This window comes from Pseudomonas sp. Irchel 3F3 (assembly GCF_900187545.1).
Taxonomy (GTDB): domain Bacteria; phylum Pseudomonadota; class Gammaproteobacteria; order Pseudomonadales; family Pseudomonadaceae; genus Aquipseudomonas; species Aquipseudomonas fortuita.
Window position 1 is genome coordinate 78,721 of the sequence record NZ_FYDS01000004.1, and the last position, 19,966, is coordinate 98,686.

General features: G+C 63.1%; 18 protein-coding genes. 7 read left to right on the forward strand and 11 right to left on the reverse strand.

The features are described from left to right. Nucleotides 1-117: 117 nt before the first annotated feature. From CKW35_RS09120 to ffh, 6 genes are all read right to left on the reverse strand, one after another. Entirely contained in the window at nucleotides 118-528 is a 411-nt protein-coding gene (locus CKW35_RS09120) for an acyl-CoA thioesterase (protein WP_016485145.1), read from the reverse strand. 128 nt (nucleotides 529-656) lie between these two features. Next, complete coding sequence (gene rplS / locus CKW35_RS09125) at nucleotides 657-1,007, reverse strand: 50S ribosomal protein L19 (RefSeq protein ID WP_003252148.1); 351 nt, start codon at nucleotides 1,005-1,007, stop codon at nucleotides 657-659. Between the two features lie 42 nt (nucleotides 1,008-1,049). After that, entirely contained in the window at nucleotides 1,050-1,802 is a 753-nt protein-coding gene (gene trmD / locus CKW35_RS09130; protein ID WP_003252146.1) for a tRNA (guanosine(37)-N1)-methyltransferase TrmD, read from the reverse strand. Nucleotides 1,803-1,805: 3 nt separating this feature from the next. Beyond that, a complete protein-coding gene (gene rimM / locus CKW35_RS09135; protein ID WP_023047325.1) occupies nucleotides 1,806-2,342 on the reverse strand; it encodes a ribosome maturation factor RimM in 537 nt (178 codons plus the stop codon). A gap of 5 nt (nucleotides 2,343-2,347) precedes the next feature. Then, on the reverse strand, nucleotides 2,348-2,599 hold the full coding sequence (gene rpsP, locus CKW35_RS09140; protein ID WP_008094480.1) for a 30S ribosomal protein S16: 252 nt from the start codon (nucleotides 2,597-2,599) through the stop codon (nucleotides 2,348-2,350). A gap of 246 nt (nucleotides 2,600-2,845) precedes the next feature. Next, nucleotides 2,846-4,222, reverse strand: a complete 1,377-nt coding sequence (gene ffh / locus CKW35_RS09145) for a signal recognition particle protein (RefSeq protein ID WP_012270758.1) — start codon at nucleotides 4,220-4,222, stop codon at nucleotides 2,846-2,848. A 312-nt stretch (nucleotides 4,223-4,534) separates the two neighbouring features. Here ffh and CKW35_RS09150 point away from each other — a divergent pair, with 312 nt between their 5' ends. From CKW35_RS09150 to CKW35_RS09160, 3 genes are all read left to right on the forward strand, one after another. After that, on the forward strand, nucleotides 4,535-5,344 hold the full coding sequence (locus CKW35_RS09150) for an inner membrane protein YpjD (RefSeq protein WP_016485143.1): 810 nt from the start codon (nucleotides 4,535-4,537) through the stop codon (nucleotides 5,342-5,344). A 9-nt stretch (nucleotides 5,345-5,353) separates the two neighbouring features. Further along, nucleotides 5,354-6,559: a transporter associated domain-containing protein gene (locus CKW35_RS09155; RefSeq protein WP_016485142.1), complete on the forward strand. Its 1,206-nt coding sequence runs from the start codon at nucleotides 5,354-5,356 to the stop codon at nucleotides 6,557-6,559. 273 nt (nucleotides 6,560-6,832) lie between these two features. After that, the gene (locus CKW35_RS09160) at nucleotides 6,833-8,131 is read left to right on the forward strand and encodes an MFS transporter (protein ID WP_016485141.1); all 1,299 of its coding nucleotides are present in this window, start codon (nucleotides 6,833-6,835) and stop codon (nucleotides 8,129-8,131) included. A 921-nt stretch (nucleotides 8,132-9,052) separates the two neighbouring features. Here CKW35_RS09160 and purT read toward each other — a convergent pair. From purT to CKW35_RS09185, 5 genes are all read right to left on the reverse strand, one after another. Further along, complete coding sequence (purT, locus tag CKW35_RS09165; RefSeq protein WP_016501237.1) at nucleotides 9,053-10,234, reverse strand: formate-dependent phosphoribosylglycinamide formyltransferase; 1,182 nt, start codon at nucleotides 10,232-10,234, stop codon at nucleotides 9,053-9,055. Nucleotides 10,235-10,310: 76 nt separating this feature from the next. Then, nucleotides 10,311-10,778, reverse strand: a complete 468-nt coding sequence (locus CKW35_RS09170; RefSeq protein ID WP_010952556.1) for a VUT family protein — start codon at nucleotides 10,776-10,778, stop codon at nucleotides 10,311-10,313. An 89-nt stretch (nucleotides 10,779-10,867) separates the two neighbouring features. Further along, nucleotides 10,868-11,065 (reverse strand): DUF1289 domain-containing protein, encoded by a 198-nt coding sequence (locus CKW35_RS09175; protein ID WP_016485139.1) that lies wholly within the window; start codon nucleotides 11,063-11,065, stop codon nucleotides 10,868-10,870. Continuing rightward, on the reverse strand, nucleotides 11,055-11,579 hold the full coding sequence (locus CKW35_RS09180) for a gamma carbonic anhydrase family protein (RefSeq protein WP_016485138.1): 525 nt from the start codon (nucleotides 11,577-11,579) through the stop codon (nucleotides 11,055-11,057). The genes CKW35_RS09175 and CKW35_RS09180 overlap by 11 nt, the downstream gene beginning before the upstream one ends. A gap of 44 nt (nucleotides 11,580-11,623) precedes the next feature. Continuing rightward, complete coding sequence (locus tag CKW35_RS09185; RefSeq protein WP_016485137.1) at nucleotides 11,624-12,223, reverse strand: CoA pyrophosphatase; 600 nt, start codon at nucleotides 12,221-12,223, stop codon at nucleotides 11,624-11,626. 123 nt (nucleotides 12,224-12,346) lie between these two features. Here CKW35_RS09185 and CKW35_RS09190 point away from each other — a divergent pair, with 123 nt between their 5' ends. From CKW35_RS09190 to CKW35_RS09205, 4 genes are all read left to right on the forward strand, one after another. After that, complete coding sequence (locus CKW35_RS09190) at nucleotides 12,347-12,904, forward strand: NUDIX hydrolase (protein ID WP_016485135.1); 558 nt, start codon at nucleotides 12,347-12,349, stop codon at nucleotides 12,902-12,904. Between the two features lie 25 nt (nucleotides 12,905-12,929). Then, a complete protein-coding gene (locus tag CKW35_RS09195) occupies nucleotides 12,930-13,484 on the forward strand; it encodes a murein L,D-transpeptidase family protein (protein WP_016485134.1) in 555 nt (184 codons plus the stop codon). A 160-nt stretch (nucleotides 13,485-13,644) separates the two neighbouring features. After that, entirely contained in the window at nucleotides 13,645-15,327 is a 1,683-nt protein-coding gene (locus CKW35_RS09200; RefSeq protein WP_016485133.1) for a ShlB/FhaC/HecB family hemolysin secretion/activation protein, read from the forward strand. Nucleotides 15,328-15,354: 27 nt separating this feature from the next. After that, on the forward strand, nucleotides 15,355-19,881 hold the full coding sequence (locus CKW35_RS09205) for a hemagglutinin repeat-containing protein (protein WP_095115751.1): 4,527 nt from the start codon (nucleotides 15,355-15,357) through the stop codon (nucleotides 19,879-19,881). Nucleotides 19,882-19,966: the final 85 nt, after the last annotated feature.

A 19,966-nucleotide genomic window follows, 5' to 3' on the forward strand; every position in this document is an offset into this window, starting at 1 on the left:
GTCTGTACTGGCCTCCTCGCGGCTAAAGCCGCTCCCACAGGGTTTGCCACAAGATCAGGAATTGTTTTACCCCTGTGGGAGCGGCTTCAGCCGCGAAGAGGCCGGTGCAGGAAAAGCTCAGGCCTGGGGCAAAACGGGCACAGGGCGCTTGTCCTCATCGATGGCGACGAAGCTGAAGACACCGTGAATCGCCCGCTCGCGGCCGTCCAGGTACATGTTCTCGACAAACACGTCCACCTGCACCTGCAGGCTGGTATTGCCAACCTTGACCACCGAGCCCACCAGTTCAACGATAGAGCCCGCCGGGATCGGGTGCTTGAAGTCGATGCGGTCGGTGGACACGGTCACCAGCGGCAGGCGGCAGAAACGCGTGGCGGCGATGAACGACACTTCGTCCATCCAGGCCAGGGCGGTACCGCCGAACAGTGTGTTGTGATGGTTGGTGGTGTTGGGGAACACCGCCTTGGTCACGCGGGTCACCGACAACTCGGTGCGGCGCTGGATTTCCTGGTCTCGGGTAGTGCTCATGGGTTACTCCATCATACAGCGGGCGGGCCATTGCGCGCCCTTCGCGGGTAAACCCGCTCCCACAAAAAAAGCAGCCCGAAGGCTGCTTTTTTCTCGCTAGGCGGCCTTGGCCACCGGGCAAACTGTACTCAGGACAGTTTTTCCTTGATGCGAGCGGCTTTGCCGGACAGGTCGCGCAGGTAGTACAGCTTGGCTTTACGCACGTCACCACGACGTTTCACGGCCAGGCTGTCGATTTGCGGGCTGTAGGTCTGGAAGGTACGCTCTACGCCAACGCCGCTGGAGATCTTGCGCACGGTGAAGGCGCTGTTCAGACCGCGGTTACGCTTGGCGATAACAACGCCTTCGAACGCCTGCAGACGGGAACGCTCACCTTCCTTCACTTTAACCTGGACAACAACTGTGTCGCCTGGTGCGAAGGTCGGGATTTCCTTGCTCATCTGCTCGGCTTCGAGCTGCTGGATGATCTTGTTGGTCATGCTGTGCTCCTAAGATGGATACGCGATCCACCATCGATACGTTTAACTATCGTCCCGCTCGCGGAGGTATTCCTCGAGCAGCTTCTTCTCTTCTCCAGAAAGCGAGCGACTTTCCAGAAGATCGGCGCGTCGTTCGAAGGTCCTACCAAGGGACTGCTTCATCCTCCAACGCCGGATATGTGCATGGTTGCCACTTAGCAACACGTCGGGAACACGCTGATCCGCATACACCTCAGGTCGGGTGTAGTGCGGGCAATCCAGCAGACCGTCGGTGAAGGAGTCTTCTTCCGCCGAGTCCACATGCCCTAAAGCTCCGGGCAGCAGCCGTGTAACCGCATCGATCAGTACCATGGCCGGCAGCTCGCCACCGGAAAGCACATAGTCACCAATCGACCACTCCTCATCGACATGAGCCTCGATAAAGCGCTCGTCGATGCCTTCATAACGACCGGCGATCAGGATCAACGATTCCTGTTCGGCCAGGCCTTTGACCGCCTGCTGAGTCAGCTTGCGGCCTTGTGGCGAGAGGTAGATCACCTTCGCCGCAGCTCCGGTCGCTTGCCTGGCGCTAACCAGGGCGTCTTCCAGAGGCTTGATTTTCATCACCATGCCCGGACCACCGCCAAACGGCCGATCATCTACCGTGTGGTGACGATCTGTGGTGTAGTCCCGCGGGTTCCAGCAAGTTACCTGAAGCAACCCCTGTTTCACCGCGCGGCTGGTAATGCCGTACTCCGTGATGGCCGAGAACATCTCGGGGAACAACGTGATGACGTCTACGCGAAGGTTACCCATCGTTTAGAAGTCCGCGTCCCATTCGACCCGCATCACGCCTGCTTCCAGGTCGACGTTGAGCACGCATTGCGCCGTGTAGGGCAACAGACGCTCGCGATCATCCAGGCTGCCTGCGCAGGGCTTGACCACCATTACATCGTTCGCACCGGTCTCCAACAGGTGATCGACCTTGCCGAACAGCTGTTCGTCCTGGTTGATGACCTTCAGACCTACCAACTGGTACCAGTAGTACTCGTCGGCAGCCAGGTTGGGCAAAAGGCTCCGCGCAATGCAGATTTCGTAACCGCTCAGAAGACGGGCTTCATCACGATCATCGAGGCCTTTCAACTTCACGACCAGGCCCTTTTGGGAGCCACGACCGCTGACCAGCTCGACCTGCTTTACCTTGCCTTCATGCCGAAGCGTCCAGCCGGGATAATCCAACAGGTTTTCAATCGGATCGGTAAAGGAATACACCTTCACCTCGCCGCGAACGCCGTGAACCGAAAAAATCTTGCCAACGACGATGAGGTCGTCAGCCTTTTCTGGCGTCGCGTTCATACTGTTCAGGCAGCGGCCTTGGCAGCGTCCTTCAGCAGCTGAGCAACACGCTCAGACGGCTGTGCGCCCTGGCTCAGCCAGTAGGTGACGCGCTCTTGGTTGACCGACAGCTTGACTTCGGCGCCCGATGCGATCGGGTTGAAGAAGCCAACGCGCTCAACGAAACGGCCGTCACGGGCGTTACGCGAGTTGGTCACGGTCAGGTGGTAGAATGGGCGCTTTTTCGAGCCGCCACGGGCCAGACGAATGGTTACCATGTGAACATCGTTCCTATAGTCGGTGTTGCAGTTTGTACTGCAAATCTGAATGCCAAATAGGCACACGGGTGCCCAAAAGGCCGCATATTCTCGGGGAATACACGGACATTTGCAAATGACTTTTTCGGCAAGGCATTGCCCCACCGTCCAGATTTGCCGATTTAGCCGCTAAATCAACGGCAGTTGCCCCGCCAGGCGGGGGTTCTGGAAGCCTGCCCCGCTAAAGGCGGGCTCCCGGAATAGGGATTACAGCTTCGGCATGCCGCCGCCTGGCAGCATCCCGCCCAAGCCGCGCATCATCTTGGCCATGCCGCCTTTGGCGGAGAATTTCTTCATCATCTTCTGCATTTGCTTGTGCTGCTTGATCAGCCGGCCGATGTCCTGCACCTGCGTGCCGGAACCCAAGGCGATACGGCGCTTGCGCGAACCACTGATCAGGTCAGGGTCGCGGCGCTCGGCCGGGGTCATGGAGTTGATGATCGCTTCCATCTGCTTGAACTGTTTCTCGGCCGCGCCCTGGGCGTTGCCCATCTGCGACAGGTTGACCCCACCGATGCTCGGCAGCTTGTCCATCAGGCCGCCCAGGCCGCCCATGTTCTTCATCTGTTGCAGCTGGTCGCGGAAGTCTTCGAGGTCGAAGCCCTTGCCCTTCTTCAGCTTCTTGGCCAGCTTGTCGGCCTTGGCCTTGTCGATGGTCTGCTCGGCTTGCTCGATCAGGCTGAGCACGTCACCCATGCCGAGGATGCGCGAAGCGACGCGGTCAGGGTGGAACGGCTCGAGGGCCTCGGTCTTCTCACCCATACCGATGAACTTGATCGGCTTGCCGGTAATGGCGCGCACCGACAGTGCAGCACCGCCACGGGCATCACCGTCCACCTTGGTCAGCACCACGCCGGTGAGTGGCAGGGCCTCGCCAAAGGCCTTGGCAGTGTTGGCGGCGTCCTGGCCGGTCATGGCGTCGACCACGAACAGGGTCTCGATCGGCTTGACTGCAGCGTGCAGCGCCTTGATCTCGTCCATCATGTCGGCGTCGATGTGCAGACGGCCGGCGGTGTCGACGATGACCACGTCGATGAACTTCAGCTTGGCTTCGCGGATGGCCGCTTCGGCAATGGCCACCGGCTTCTGGCTGATGTCGGACGGGAAGAAGGTGACGCCGATGTCGTTGGCCAGGGTTTCCAGCTGCTTGATCGCCGCCGGACGGTAGACGTCGGCGGACACCACCATCACGCTCTTTTTCTTGCGCTCTTTAAGGAAGCGCGCGAGCTTGCCGGCAGTGGTGGTCTTACCGGCGCCCTGCAGGCCGGCCATCAGTACAACGGCAGGCGGTGCGGCGTTCAGGGCAAGGTCTTCGTTGGCCGCGCCCATCAGGCTTTCCAGCTCGGCCTGGACGATCTTCACGAACGCCTGGCCCGGGGTCAGGCTGCGCGACACTTCGGTGCCGACCGCACGCTCCTTGACGCTATTGACGAAATCCTTGACCACCGGCAGGGCAACGTCGGCCTCAAGCAGGGCCATGCGCACTTCGCGCAGCGTGTCCTTGATGTTGTCTTCGGTCAGCTTGGCCTTGCCGGTGACATGGCGCAGCGTCTGTGACAGGCGGTCGGTCAGGTTTTCGAACATGGTGATCCTTTCAGGCCCAGTAAAAGCCGAGGTTTGTCAGGCACCCTGGGGGAAATACACACCCGCCGGGCACAGCAAGGCGGCGATTATAGCGAAGTGCAGCGGCGGCGCACACCTTGGGAGACATTCGGTGGCTGCAGTGCCCCCTTCGCGGACACGCCCGCTCCCACCGGATCCCCACCCTATTGCGACCTGCGCTGGACCTGTGGGAGCGGGCGAGCCCGCGAATGCCCTGACACAAGCCTTCAGTCTTCCTTGATCAGCGGAATCTATGCCAAACTCCGTCTCTTTAAGGCTCGCCAACCAGGACTTATGGTTTCCTCTCCCAGCCTCATCCCCAACCTGATCGCTGCCGGCCTTTATATAGCGGCGGCCATCTACCAGGGTTCGCACCTGGCCCAGGGCCGCAAGTCCGACAAGCGCCTGCTTGCCCTGCTGGGTACTTTTGCGGTGCTCGCCCAGGCCGGTGCACTGTACTTCCAGCTGATCACCCCGCTGGGCCTGAGCCTGGACTTCTTCAGCGCCGCCAGCCTGATCGCCGTGGCCGTCATCGCCCTGACCCTGGTGGCCTGCCTGCGCATACCGGTGGAAAACCTGCTGGTGCTGCTGTTCCCGCTGGGTGCGGTGACTGCACTGCTGGCGCAGTTCGCGCCACCTGGCACAGTGCCGCTGATCAACGAAGAGCCGGGCATCCTCGCGCATATCCTGCTGTCGATCCTGGCGTACGGGCTGTTTACCATCGCGGTGTTCCAGTCGCTGCTGTTGCTGCTGCAGGACCACCAGTTGAAGCACAAGCACCCGTCCGGGCTGATCCGGAATTTCCCGCCCCTGCAAACCATGGAAAGCCTGCTGTTCGGCTTCCTCTGGGCCGGCTGGTGCCTGCTGTCGCTGTCGCTGATCTCCGGCTGGCTGTTCCTCGACAACCTGTTCGCCCAGCACCTGGTACACAAGACCTTGCTGGCCTGTGTCGCCTGGGTGGTGTTCAGCGTACTGCTGTGGGGCCGCACCCGCCTGGGCTGGCGTGGCCACAAGGCCATCCGCTGGACGCTGGCCGGTTTCTGCCTGCTGATGCTGGCCTATTTCGGCAGCAAGCTGGTTCGCGAATTCATCCTGCATATCTGACGGCCGCTCATGGACACACTGCCGTACGCACCGCTATTCGGCACTTTGGCACTGGCGCTGCTGTGGTCGGCGCTGTTCACCACGGTGGAAGCCGCCCGACTGCAGCTCAATGGCACCCTGCGCGCCCACGAGGACGGCCAGCCCGTGCTCCCGGCACAGGCCCTGGTGCTGTGCGCCAGCCTGGGCAAGCTGCTGGTGTTGGGCCTGGCCTGCCTGGTGGGCCAGCGCCATAGCGGCGAGCACGGCTTCTGGCTGGCAGGGCTGGCCGCAACCCTCACCTTGCTGGTGTTTGCCGAGTACCTGCCGCGGCGCCTGGCCCGGCGCAACCCACAGGCATGTGTCAACCTCGGTACCAGCCTGCTGAAAGTGCCCCTCGCCCTGCTGCAGCCACTGGCCTGCCTGCTGGACGGTTTCGCCAAGCTGCTGCTGCGCCCGTTCCGCGTGCAACCCACGGCCGTGGCCCTGCACCCGCAGGAAGCCGACGACTTCGACGAAGACGAGGAGCACGAAACACCCCGCCATGGTCTGCTCGATGGCCTGCAGGCGCTGGACAAGATCACCGTCAACGACATTCTGGTACCGCGCAACGAAGTGGACGGCATCAACCTCGACGAGCCGATCGAGCGCATCATCGAGCAGTTGATCGTCAGCCGCCATACCCGCTTGCCGGTCTACCACAACGACATCAATCAGGTCGAAGCAATCCTCAACACCAAGCTGATCAGCCACCTGCTACCCAAGGCCGACCTGACCCTGGAGGCACTGCACGGCGCCTGCTACGAACCCTATTTCGTGCCGGAAAGCACGCCCTTGCAAATGCAGCTGCTGAACTTCCACAAGCAACAGCGCCGGTTGGGTGTGGTGGTGGACGAGTACGGCGAGGTGCAGGGCATCGTCACCCTGGAAGACATCCTCGAAGAGATCGTTGGCGAGTTCGAGGACGAACAGAGCCTGGAAAACCCCCATGTACACCCGCAATCCGATGGCACCTTCGTCATCGACGGCAACGCCTCGCTGCGCGAGATCAACCGCACCCTGGGCTGGCACCTGCCCTGCGACGGCGGGCCGAAAACCCTCAACGGGCTGGTGACCGAAGCGTTGGAAAGCATCCCGGAAACCGCCGTTTGCCTGAAGATCGGCCGCTATCGCCTGGAAATCCTCGAAACAGAGGACAATTGTGCCAGCAAGGTACTGGTGTGGACGGTGACCCGATAGCTATACTCGGGTCACGCTTACCCAGCCCCGCCGCCACGCCTGCTACCCGCACCCGGCGTTCCACGGCCAGTCCGCTCCACTGACACGCCCTGCGGTCCTGCTTCAACACCCCGAACAGTGCCCGCGCCGCCCCTACCCCCCTTGGGCTATCGTCAGTCGTGCGCACACAACAACAAAACGCTCCGGCGCCCGCGCAACCGTGCCTGCCTTTTTTCGGCACGCCGCTGCGGGCCATGCCCATGGAGCCGGACCAGACTGTCAGGGACCTATTCAATGACAAGCAGCACCTATGCCGAAGCGCCTGACGCGCCGGTCAACTCGCCCGCGCGGGTCGCCACTGCCAGCTTCATCGGCACCGCCATCGAGTTCTACGATTTCTATGTCTACGCCACCGCTGCAGCCCTGGTGATCGGCCCGGTGTTCTTCCCGTCCGGGTCGGGCACCGCGCAAATGCTGGCAGCCTTCCTCACCTTTGGCATCGCCTTTCTCGCCCGCCCGCTGGGTTCGGCGCTGTTCGGCCACTTTGGCGACCGCATCGGCCGCAAGTCGACCTTGGTTGCCTCGCTGCTGCTGATGGGCGTCTCTACCACGGCCATCGGCGTGCTGCCTGGCTATGACAGTATTGGCGTGTGGGCGCCGATCATTCTTTGCCTGCTGCGCTTTGGCCAAGGACTGGGCCTGGGCGGTGAATGGGGTGGCGCGGCGTTGCTGGCCACCGAGAACGCCCCGGAGGGCAAGCGCGCCTGGTTCGGCATGTTCCCGCAGCTGGGCCCTTCGATCGGCTTTTTGGCCGCCAACGGCCTGTTCCTGACCCTGGCCCTGACGCTCAGCGACGAGCAGTTCCGTGAATGGGGCTGGCGTATTCCGTTCTTGCTCAGTGCCGCGCTGGTACTGGTGGGCCTGTATGTGCGCCTGAAGCTTGAAGAAAGCCCGGTCTTCGCCAAGGCTGTCGCCCGCCATGAGCGGGTGAAAATGCCAGTGTTCGAGCTGTTTTCCAACTATTGGGTGCCCACCCTGCTGGGCGCTGCAGCGATGGTGGTGTGCTATGCGCTGTTCTATATCTCCACGGTGTTCTCGCTGAGCTATGGCGTGACCACGCTGGGTTACAGCCGCGAGACATTCCTTGGCCTGCTGTGCTTCGCGGTGGTGTTCATGGCCTTGGCGACGCCGCTGTCGGCCTGGCTCAGCGACCGTTATGGGCGCAAGCCGGTGCTTATCGTCGGCGGCCTGCTGGCGGTAGCCTCAGGCTTTACCATGGAGCCGCTGCTGACTTCGGGGTCGACGGCCGGTGTGGCGCTGTTCCTGGCGATCGAGCTGTTCCTGATGGGCGTGACCTTTGCGCCGATGGGGGCACTGCTGCCTGAACTGTTCCCGACCCACGTGCGTTATACCGGGGCTTCGGCGGCGTACAACCTGGGCGGCATTGTCGGCGCCTCGGCGGCACCGTTCTTTGCCCAGAAGCTGGTCAGCATGGGCGGGTTGAGCTGGGTGGGGGGATATGTATCGGTCGCGGCGGTGATCAGCTTGATTGCCGTGCTGTGCCTGAAAGAGACCCGTAATACCGCACTTTGAGTGGACCGGGGCTGCTTTGCAGCCCCTTCGCGGGACAAGCCCGCTCCCACAGGATTGCCACAGGCCTCAGGCATTGCGAGTGGTCTGTGGGAGGCCATTCGCGGGGCAAGCCTGCCCCCACAGGATTCTCACAGGCTGCAGGCATTGCGATTGATCTGTGGGAGGCCATTCGCGGGACAAGCCTGCCCCCACAGGATTATCACAGGCTGCTGGCATTGCGATTGATCTGTGGGAGGTCATTCGCGGGACAAGCCCGCTCCCACAGGATTATCACAGGCTGCTGGCATTGCGATTGATCTGTGGGAGGTCATTCGCGGGACAAGCCTGCCCCCAAAGGATTATCACAGGCTGCAGGCATTGCGATTGATCTGTGAGAGGCCATTCGCGGGACAAGCCCGCTCCCACAGGATTATCACAGGCCGCTGGCATTGCGAGTGATCTGTGGGAGGCCATTCGCGGGACAAGCCTGCCCCCACAGGATTATCACAGGCTGCAGGCATTGCGAGTGATCTGTGGGAGGCCATTCGCGGGACAAGCCCGCTCCCACAGGATTATCACAGGCCGGTGGCATTGCGAGTGGTCTGTGGGAGGCCATTCGCGGGACAAGCCTGCCCCACAGGATTATCACAGGCCGCTGGCATTGCGAGTGGTCTGTGGGAGGCCATTCGCGGGACAAGCCCGCTCCCACAGGATTATCACAGGCCGCTGGCATTGCGATTGATCTGTGGGAGGTCATTCGCGGGACAAGCCTGCCCCCACAGGATCATCACAGGCTGCAGGCATTGCGAGTGATCTGTGGGAGGCCATTCGCGGGACAAGCCTGCCCCACAGGATTATCACAGGCCGCTGGCATTGCGAGTGGTCTGTGGGAGCGGGCTTGTCCCGCGAATGGGCCGCAACGCGGCCCCATACGGTCTCAGATCAGAACTCGACCTTGACCGCCTGGGAAGCGCGGGTCGCCTTGGCCCGTGCCAGCTCCACCGACTCGTCACGCGCCAGGCACACGCCCATGCGGCGAGTACCGTTGATTTCCGGTTTGCCGAACAGGCGAATGGCCGTGTCCGGCTCGCTCAGTGCTGCGCCCAGGTTAGCGAAGCTGGTCTGTTGCGACTGCCCTTCTGGCAGAATCACCGCCGACGCCGACGGGCCAAACTGACGCACCACCGGAATCGGCAGGCCGAGAATGGCACGGGCATGCAGCGCGAACTGCGACAGGTCCTGGGAAATCAGGGTTACCAGGCCGGTATCATGCGGGCGCGGCGACACTTCGCTGAACCACACCTGGTCGCCCTTCACGAACAGTTCCACACCAAACAGCCCGCGACCGCCAAGGGCATCGGTGACTGCCTTGGCCACGCGCTGCGACTCGGCCAGCGCTTTCGGGCTCATGGCCTGCGGCTGCCACGATTCCTGATAATCGCCCTTCTCCTGGCGGTGGCCAACCGGCTCCAGGAAGGTGGTACCGCCAACGTGGCGCACGGTCAGCAGGGTGATTTCGTATTCGAAGTCGATGAAGCCCTCGACGATCACCCGCCCCTTGCCGGCGCGGCCACCTTCCTGGGCGTAGTCCCACGACTTCTGCAGGTCGGCATCGCTGCGCAGCAGGCTCTGGCCCTTGCCGGACGAGCTCATCACCGGCTTGACCACGCACGGGTAACCCACATCGGCCACGGCCTTGGCGTAGTCTTCATAGGTGTCGGCGAAGTGGTACGGCGAAGTCGGCAGGTCCAGCTCTTCGGCGGCCAGACGGCGGATGCCTTCACGGTTCATGGTCAGCTGCGTGGCGCGGGCGGTCGGCACCACGTTGAAACCTTCATTTTCCAGCTCGACCAGGGTGGCGGTGGCGATGGCTTCGATTTCAGGGACGATATAGTGCGGCTTTTCGGCCTCGATCACCGCGCGCAGGGCAACGCCATCGAGCATGTTGACCACGTGGCTGCGATGCGCGACCTGCATGGCCGGGGCATTGGCGTAGCGGTCGACGGCGATCACTTCGACGCCCAGGCGCTGCAGCTCGATCACCACTTCCTTGCCCAACTCGCCACAGCCGCAAAGCAGTACACGGGTCGCGGTGGGCGACAAGGGGGTTCCGATACGGGTCATTTCAGGTCCTCGAAGGCGTCCGGGGCCGCGCCAGGCTTTGCGCCGCCCGCTGAAAAAGGACCGCTATTCTACACCATCAACCGGCGACGGCGGCCCGTCGGGCGCGAAATGCCATGGCCAGCCACACGGCAGTGACACCGGCGAACTTTGACGCCATCGCGGTGCCAATCACCGCCGGGGTCAGGGCGCCGATCATGCCGAAAAAGATGAAGGTATCCACCGGAATGCTCAGCGCCGAGCTTAGCCACAGGCGGTCACGCAGTGGCCGGCGGGTAATGCTGAACACCAGCCAGTCGATCAGCTCGGAAATGAAGAACGCGGTGGCGCTGGCCAAGGCAATGGCCGGCTCCGAGGTGACATAGGACAGCACCAGGGCCACCAGCATGGCAACCAGGGCACCATGGCCGAAGCGGGTCTGCACCATGTCGCGCAGGATGAACACCAGGCCGCCCCAGGCGGACCAGATGATGTCCAGGTGCGGGGCGCTGGAAAAGGCGTAGTTGATCAGCACTACGCTGCTGATGTAGGCAATCAGATAGAACATGGCGGGTCGTCTGTGGGCAAGCCGAACAGATTACCGCTGGCGCCCCCGACAGGCAACGCCGTCCCTGTAGCAGCAGCCTTGTGTCGCGCCTACAGGATGAGGCCAGCCTCTACTGCCCGTTCATGGCAAAGCTTGAGCACCGCCCGGCGCTCATCATTGTCCATCCGCCCCCAGCGGCCAATCTCCGCCACGGTACGCTGGCAGCCCGTGCAGATATCCTGCTCGTCCAGTGCACAAATGCTCACGCACGGCGAAGCTACCGGCCGCTCTGCAACATCACTCATCATCAACCACCAGCTCCTGAGCATAACGCTGGGCATTGTGCACGTAATGCGCGGCACTGGCTTCAAGCATGCGTTTCTGCTGTTCTGTCAGTTCACGGACTACCTTGCCGGGCGAGCCCATCACCAGCGAACCGTCCGGGATTTCCTTGCCCTCGGCGATCAGCGCATTGGCGCCGATGATGCAGTGCTTGCCAATGCGCGCGCCGTTGAGGATCACGGCATTGATACCGACCAGGCTGTAGTCGCCCACCGTGCAGCCATGCAGCATGGCGTTATGACCAACGGTAACGCCCTTGCCCAAGGTCAGCGGCGAGCCCATGTCGGTATGCATCACCGTGCCGTCCTGCACGTTGCTGCCTTCGCCAATATCAATGAGCTCGTTATCGCCGCGCAGCACCGCGCCAAACCACACGCTGGCATTGGCCTGCAGGCGCACGTTGCCGATCAGCGTGGCGTTGGGTGCAGCCCAACTGGTGGGGTGGCTTTCGACCCGCAGGTCGCCCAGGCGGTATTTCATGCATGCTCCTCAGGCTGGAACGCAGACGGCGGGGTGAGCCCCGCTCAGGTTTCGATGTAACGCTCTGGTGGCTGGTGCAGGCTGATGCCGGCATCAAACAGCACGTTGACCAGTTCGACGATCATGATCGCCGACAAGCCCCAGATCTTGTATTCGCCATAGCGGTAGCTGGGCACGTACCAGCTGCGCCCCTGATAATCGATACGGTGGGTATGGTCGCGCGGGTCCTGGCGGAAGAATTCCAGCGGCACGGTGAATACTGCCGCGATTTCGGCATCGTTGGCACGGTATTCGACGAAGTCGGGAATAAGCCCGACGAATGGCGTCACTTTAAGGCCGTGCAGCGAAACAAGCGGGCTGAGCGGGCCTATCACTTCCACCAGCCCAGGCGGCAGGCCGATCTCTTCCTCGGCCTCGCGCAGGGCGGTAAACACCAGGTCGGGGTCTTCCGGGTCGCGTCGGCCACCGGGAAAGGCCACTTCGCCACCATGGGTGGACAAGCCCTTGGCGCGCAGGGTCAGGACCAGCTCGGGCGCTTCGCTGCGGGTAATGGGCAAAAGGACCGCCGCTTCAGGGAACCGCCGGTCGGTTTCCAGTGATGCGGGTTGGTGGTTGCTCATTCGGCGAAGTAGCTCGTCCAGCATTGCGCACGCTCGTATCCAAGGCCTGCCTTGCATGATGCACCAAAGCCGCGAAGCACCCAAGCCCCTGCGCTTGCGGCAGACCTGCCTGCACGCCAAGATAGCCCTGAACAAAAGGAACCTCACATGAAATTCTGCAGCGCGTGCGGCCAGCCGGTCACTCAGCGGATTCCCGAGGGCGATAGCCGCCTGCGGTATGTCTGCGAGTCTTGCCAGACCATCCACTACCAGAACCCCAACATCGTCGCTGGCGTACTACCGACCTGGGGCAGCCAGGTGCTGCTGTGCCGGCGCGCCATCGAGCCACGCCGTGGCTTCTGGACCCTGCCTGCCGGGTTCATGGAGAACGGCGAAACCATCGACCAGGCCGCCCGTCGCGAAACCGTCGAGGAAGCCTGCGCCCGGGTCGGACCCATGAGCCTGTACCAGCTCTTCGATTTGCCGCACATCAACCAGGTGCATGTGTTCTTCCGCGCAGAACTCGCAGACCTGGCGTTTGATGTGGGTATCGAAAGCCTGGAAGTGCGGTTGTTCGAACAACATGAGATTCCGTGGGGCGAGCTGGCTTTCCGCACCGTCACGCGCACACTAGAATGCTACTATCGCGACCGCATCGGGGCGCACTACCCCATAGGCCATGAGTACCTGCCCCCGATGAACGTCTCGACCTCGACCTCTACTTAGAAGAAGCCTTCAGGGATACCGTTCCATGCGCTGGTTGCTTGCCCTTTTCTGCCTTTGCGTTACCTCGGTGTCCCAGGCGGCCTTCACCGAGACCATCATCCGCAAGCCTGTGCCGGCAGCGCAAACGCCGTCGCCTTCGCAGCAGGCCATGCAACCGCTGATCGACAAGGTGCTGGTGATCAAGTCCGAGCGTCGCTTGCAACTGATCAGCCGTGGCGAGCCGCTGAAAACCTACCGCATTTCCCTGGGCAAGCAGCCCAAGGGCGCCAAGCAACGCGAAGGCGATAAAAAAACCCCTGAAGGCCTGTACTGGCTGGACTGGCGCAAGCAGAGCGACCGCTTCAACCTGGCCATGCACATCAACTACCCGAACGTGAGCGATGCCGCCCGCGCCACGCGCGAAGGGGTGAGTGCCGGCAGCATGATCATGATTCACGGCACGCCGATCAACGACGAGTACCCGGAGTGGTACTTCCATACCCTGGACTGGACCGACGGGTGTATTGCCATGCGTAACCGTGACATGCAGGAGGTCTGGGACCTGGTACGTGATGGCACGTTGATCGAGATCAGGCCCTGATATAGGGCCTTCCGGCAAAGGTTGTAGGAACCTTCCCACCACTTTACGCGACCTTGCCTCACAGTTGCTTAGGCAAGGTACTGCATCCAGGCGAATGCCTTAATTTTTAGCATCCACGCAGACGAGTACGAAGACCGTACATCATTTGCGGGGTGTATCAATGCCGTGCCTGTTTTACCGCATCGCCCGTTGGCTGCCAGCCAGTTGCCTGTCAGGCCTGTTGTCCATCGCCCAGGCGCTGGCCGACGACCCGGCCAGCCAGCAACTGCGCGATCAACAGCATGGGCTGCGGCAGCTGGAGCAACAGCAGCGCCTGGAACGCTGGCAGCGTGCGCCCGCCGCAGCTCAACCCACCGACAGCACGCCTCGCCCCCCCCACGACGCCCGCTGCTGGGCAGTCGATGGCGTGCGCGTGGCGGGCAACCACCAGCTTTCAGACACGGCGCTGGCGCCAATCATCCGCGCCCTCACCCCTGCCTGCATGGGCATCGCCGACATAAACCGGCTGCTCCAGGCCATCACCCGGCGCTACGTGCAAGCCGGCTATCCGACCAGCCGACCTTACCTGCGGCAAGCACCAGAGAACGGCGCACCGTTGGACATCGTCATACTCGAAGGCTTTGTCGAATCCATCGAACTGGCGGGCCCCGACCTGCCCTTGTCCCTCTCCAGCGCATTCCCGGGCCTGCTTGGGCGGCCACTGTACCTGCCAGACCTTGAACAAGGTCTGGACCAGCTCAACCGCCTGCGCGCCTACGAGCTGACCGCCACCCTGCTGCCCGGCGAACTGCAGGGCGGCTCGCGCGTGGTGGTGCAGCCAGACAAGGTCGCGTCACGATGGCACCTGGACAGCCGCTTCGACAACCGTGGCAGCGAGCTGACCGGTCGTCACCGCGTCAACCTTGGCATTGGCCTGGACAGCCCCTTGGGCCTCAATGATGACCTGCGCCTGTCGCTGACCAGCACCGTGCTCGATACCCCTGGAAAAAGCCAAGGTCTATCGCTGTACTACAGCATCCCCTATGGCGCCTGGTCGCTGTCGCTCAGCGCCAGCGAACTGCGCTACCAGGCGCCGCTGCCCGGCAGCGACAAGGCTGCCGACGGCAGCAGCAGCTATCAGGGCCTGGGTATCGAACGGGTATTGTGGCGCAACGCGCAAGGCATGCTCAGTGCCAGCGTGCGGCTGGACCGCAAGCAATTGGTCAACCGCAGCGCTGGCGCTGTCATCGTCCAGCAAAGCCCGACACTTACTACGGTGGAAGCCGGTATCAACCTGCTCTGGCTGGAGGGTGGTTTGTGGAACGGCTACCTCGGGGTTGCCCAGGGCATTGACGCATTCGGTGCCGACCAATCGCCACTGGGTGCGCAGCGCCTGCGCCCGGACTTTCGCAAGTACCGCGCCAGCCTGCTGCACCTGCGCCAGGGCCCGGCCCGTAACCCATGGCGCTGGCAGAGCGAGCTGGGGCTGCAGTACAGCGGCGATCAGTTACCTGCCGTCGAGCAGTTACTGGTCAGTGACGACTCTGCCGTGCGGGGGTTTCGTCTGCGCACTTACTCCGGCGCCAGCAGCGCCGTCTGGCGCAACACGTTCAGCCAACCGCTGCCCCTCCCCTGGGCTTCTCCCGTCCAGGTTCGCCCGTACATCGGCCTGGATCTGGGCTGGACCCGTACCGCCCAAGGCAACCCGTCACAACGCCTGGCAGGGGCGGCCGCCGGGCTGGAGCTGAGCCTGCCCGGCAGCCGCCTGCGCCTGGACTACCAACGCGCCTTGAACGCCAGCGACCTGCCCCGCCCGCTGCTGGAACCGGGGTTTTGGGTACTGGACTGGACCCTGAGCATCTGATTCACCCACAACAAAGAGAACGAGAAAATGCAAACACTCTCGCAGTTACCGCCCATTCGCCCGAACACCCTGCGCTGGGCCATCTTCCTCGCCTTGCTCGGCTCCAGCGCCGCACTGGCAGACAGTGCGCTGGAGGCAGCCAGCGGACCGGGTGGCATGCCGGTCATCCACAACGGCCACGGAATACCGGTGATCGACATCGTGCCGCCCAATGCCAGCGGGTTGTCCCACAACCAGTTCATCAACTACAACGTTGGCAACCCTGGCCTGGTGTTGAACAACGCCACCGGAGCCGGGCAGTCGCAACTGGCCGGCGCCTTGGCCGCCAACCCGCAGTTTCAGGGCCAGGCCGCTTCAACCATCCTCAACGAGGTAGTCAGCCGCAACGCTTCAATGATCGAAGGGCCGCAGGAGATCTTCGGGCGCCCGGCCGACTACATCCTGGCCAACCCCAATGGCATCACCCTCAATGGCGCAAGCTTCATCAACACCACGCGCGCAGGCCTGGTGGTTGGCACCCCGGAATTCGAGCAGGAGCAACTGCGCTACCTCGACACGCTCAACGCCAGCGGCTCTCTGCAGGTACTGGAGCAGGGGCTGAGCAATACCGCTGGCGCCATTGAGCTGATTGCGCCGCGCGTGGACAGCAAAGGCCTGCTGATGGCCAGCGAAGCGCTCGACATCACGGTCGGGCGCAACCGTATCGACAGCCGCAGTGGCGAGGTGGTCGAACACCTGCCCAGCCCCTCGTCGAGCATTGATGCCAGCCTGTTCGGTGCAATGCGCGCTGGGCGGATCCGCGTGGTGAGCACGGCCGAGGGCGCAGGCGTGCGGGTGGGCACATCACAGATTCTGGGCACGGAGGGGGTGGAAATACGCTCGGCGGGGCGTCTGCATGTCAGCGGCGAGGCCGACACCCCCGCCGAGCTGCGCAGCGAGCACGGTACACTGAAACTCACCGCTGCCGATGACCTGACGCTGGAAGCGGTCGACGGCCAGGCCCCGCGAATCGAAGCCAAGGCCGGCAAGAAGCTGACGCTGGATGCCAAGACCCGCGAGCGCATCGAACACGACACTGACAGCTGGAACAAAAAGTTCTTGTTCATCACCCGCGAAACCTACAACCGCAAAACCACCACCACCAAGCAGCAGCAACAGGGCAGCCAATTGCTGGGCAGTGACAGCGTGCTGCTGCAGTCCGGTGACGACATGCGCATGACCGCCGCGAACGTGGTGGCAGGCAACACGCTGACGGTAGACAGCAGCGCCGGCCTGGACATCGTGGCCGGCATCGACAGCCAGCGCGTCGAAGAGCAGGTGCGCCATCGCAAGGACTTGTGGCGCGGTGACCGGGATACCGATCAGCTGAAGGAAACCGCAAACGGCAGCACTCTCGGCGCCACGCACATGACGATCAAGGCAAGCGGCAACCTCAATGTTCAAGGCAGCAGCTTGCAAAGCCGCGGCGATATGGCCATCCATGCGAAACAGGCTGATATCGGCACCACCACCCTGCAAGAACGCGGAACCGGGCGTAACTACCGTGGCGACCTGGTATCAGGCACCTTCTTTGCCGACCGCGAAGGGAACGACAGCGAGGGCCAGGCCATTGCCGGCAGCACAGTTGCCAGCGATGGCAAGCTTACCGTGACAGCCGAACAGGTCGCCATCAAAGGCAGTACCGTGCACGGCAAACAGGACGCGGTGCTTTACAGCGACAAAGGGGCGCTGGCCATCGAGGCTGACCACAGCCGCAGCACTTCCACCCACCGTACCCAGGACAGCAAGCTGTTCGGCCTGATTGGCAATGAGCATGAAAGCACGGACCGTAAACAGCAGGTACTGGTCAGCGACGTCAGCTCGGCCAGCAACCTGCGCCTGGCCAGCGCCGCCGATTTACGCATCCAGGGCGCCAAGATCGAAGCTGGCAAGCACTTGCAGGTCGAGGCTAAAGGCGATCTGCGGGTGGGCAGCGCGCAATCGGTCGATGAGCGCGAAACCCGCGACCAGCATCGCGGCTTCACAGCCAGCGCCAGGCAAACCCAGGAAGCCGAGGATGGCAAACCCGAGTCCCGCCAGTACGCAGCTGGCGTGGCGTACGAGGTGGCTACCAGCACCAGCAGGCAACGCACGACCGGCCAGGTCGCCAGTGAACTCAAGGCTGCCTCGGTGGGCATGAACAGTGGCGCACACCTGCAGGTCAACGCCAGCAAGGTCCAGGCCACTGCCGGTGGCCTTGATGTACAGGCGCGTAAAACGACGCTGGGCGCAGCCCGCAATGACCGCGACGCGACCACCAGTACCACCCACAGTGGTGGCGGTTTGACGGTAACCGGCGGCATCGACCGGCTGGGCAGCGCGTTCGAAGGCCATCACAACCGCGAGGTGCGGACTGAGCGCGAAAGCAAGGTGCAGCGCAGCGAGTTGCAAGCCAGCGGCGATCTTGAATTGCGCAGCGACGACCTGGTCACCGAGGCCGCACGCGTCAAGGCCGGCAACACCTTGCAGGTGACCGCAAAACGCATCGACAACCGCGCGGTGCAGGATACCCAGGCGCATGAGCAGCGCCGTGACGACTGGTCGGGCAGCCTGGGCGCGAGTGTCGAGTACCGCGACCTGACCCGCCCCATCGAACGCCTGGTACTGGGTGAGGAAGCCGCTCGCTTCCAGCAGGCCTCGCCCGAAGATGCCATGGCGCTGCCCAGCGCAGGTGCCGACATGACCGTCGAGCACCTCAAGCGCCTGGAAAACCAGCGCCGTGGTTTTGCCCAGGTGAGCGAGCTGTCAGGGGCCAAGGCCGAGGTCAAGGCCGACGCCCTTGCAGACCAGGGCACCCAATGGCGGGCCACTGCCGGCTCGCTGAAGATCGAGGCGCAGCAACATGATTTGCGCGCCGCCAGGAACAGTGAGGAAACCAGCGTACAACGTCTGGCCTATAGCGGCGACGCACGCCTGGACACCAGCACCGGCAAGGACCTGAATGTGCGCGTGGCAGGCAAAGGCGGGTCGCTGGATAAAAAGGATAGCGCCAGCACGGCTGTGCCGGGCAGCCTCTACGGGCAACAGGGTATCCAGGTCCAGCTGGGGAGCGATGGCCGCTACGAAGGCGCCCGCATCGATGGCGGTGAAGGCAGCGTGGTCATGCACAGTGCCGGCTCGCTGGCCCTGCTGCAGGCGACCGACCAGGCCGAACAGCAGTCACGCCAGCTCGACGGCAATGCCTGGACCAAAGTCGGCAATCGACCAGGCAGCACCGGTGTCGATGGCCGTGGCTATCTCGACCACGGCCAACAGCTGAGCACGCAGACCAAGGCCCAAGTGGCGCAAATCGACGCCAAAGGCGAGGTGCAGCTGACCAGCACAGGCGACCTGATGCTCGAAGGCACCCGCATTGGCAGCCGAGCGGCCAAGACCGGCGACATTCTGGTGCAGAGTGGTGGCCAGCTGCAGGTCAAGGCCGCCAGCAATACCCAGCAAGCCACCGGCGCCAAGCTGGGCGGCGGCCTGGAACTGGCGGTGAAGGCAGGCGAGACCAAGGGGGGCGCCATAGGCGGCCACTTCAGCCACGGCAAGCAGAACGAAAAGGCGCGGCAGGCGGTCGATGCCCAGTTTGCAAGCAACGGCACACTGACCCTGAGCAGCAACGCCCGCGAGGACGTCGCCCTGCACCTGCAAGGCCTGCAGGCCACGGCCGGGCAGATCAGCCTCGAGGCCCCGAATGGCGGCATGCGGGTGGAGGCCTCCTCCAACCAGGAGCAACGCGACAACCTTGACATCACCGCCGGTGCCGGTTTCAACATCGCCCAGGGCGCACTCGACACACGCGGCGTACATGGTCGCCTGAAGGTGGCACTCGACAAGCGCGACAACCTCACCTGGAATGCCAGTGACCTGCGCGCCGAGCGCATCGACCTGAAAAGCCTCAGCGACACCCGGATCGAGGGCACAAGCCTGGAAGCGGGGCACATCGGTGGCGCGATCGACGGTGACCTGTACATCGCCAGCCGCAAGGACAGCGTCGATACCCTGAGCGTGAACGGCGATGCCAGGCTCAGCCAGGAGAAAAACCCGCAGGGCTATGTCAACGCAGCCACTTCGATGGCAGGGCCGCTGGCGAGCAAGGTCGAGAAAAAGGCCGGTCCGGCCCTGAGCAAGGCTGAGCCTGGGTTCTCGCCAACCTTCAGCCTTGACGTGTCGCATGTGCAGCGCGACGGCGTGGCCCATCAGGCCGTGCTCAAGGGCCGCGACGGTATCGACCTGCAGGTCGGTGGCAATGCCCGGTTGCTGGGGGCACGCGTGCAGTCGGCCAAGGGCGACGTGGTGCTCGACGCCGACGCGGTCACCCGGGAAACGCTGAGCGGTAGTGACTATCGCCGGGACGTGTCGCTCAATGCATCCAACTCGCCAGTGGACCTGGGCACGGCCATCGCCGAGATGGCCAAGGGCAAAGGGGCTGCGGAGGGGGAAAATGCGCTGGACCTGGGTGTATTGAGGACCAGTGGCTACAGCCGCAGCGAGCAATGGGCTTCGAGTGTGCAGGGTAAGAAAAACTGAAGCACACGCGCAGGCCGCGCAAGACCAAGTCGAGCGGCCCCGGCAGGAGCAACCGCCCCTGCCGGGGGCCGCGTCAGGTTGCGTT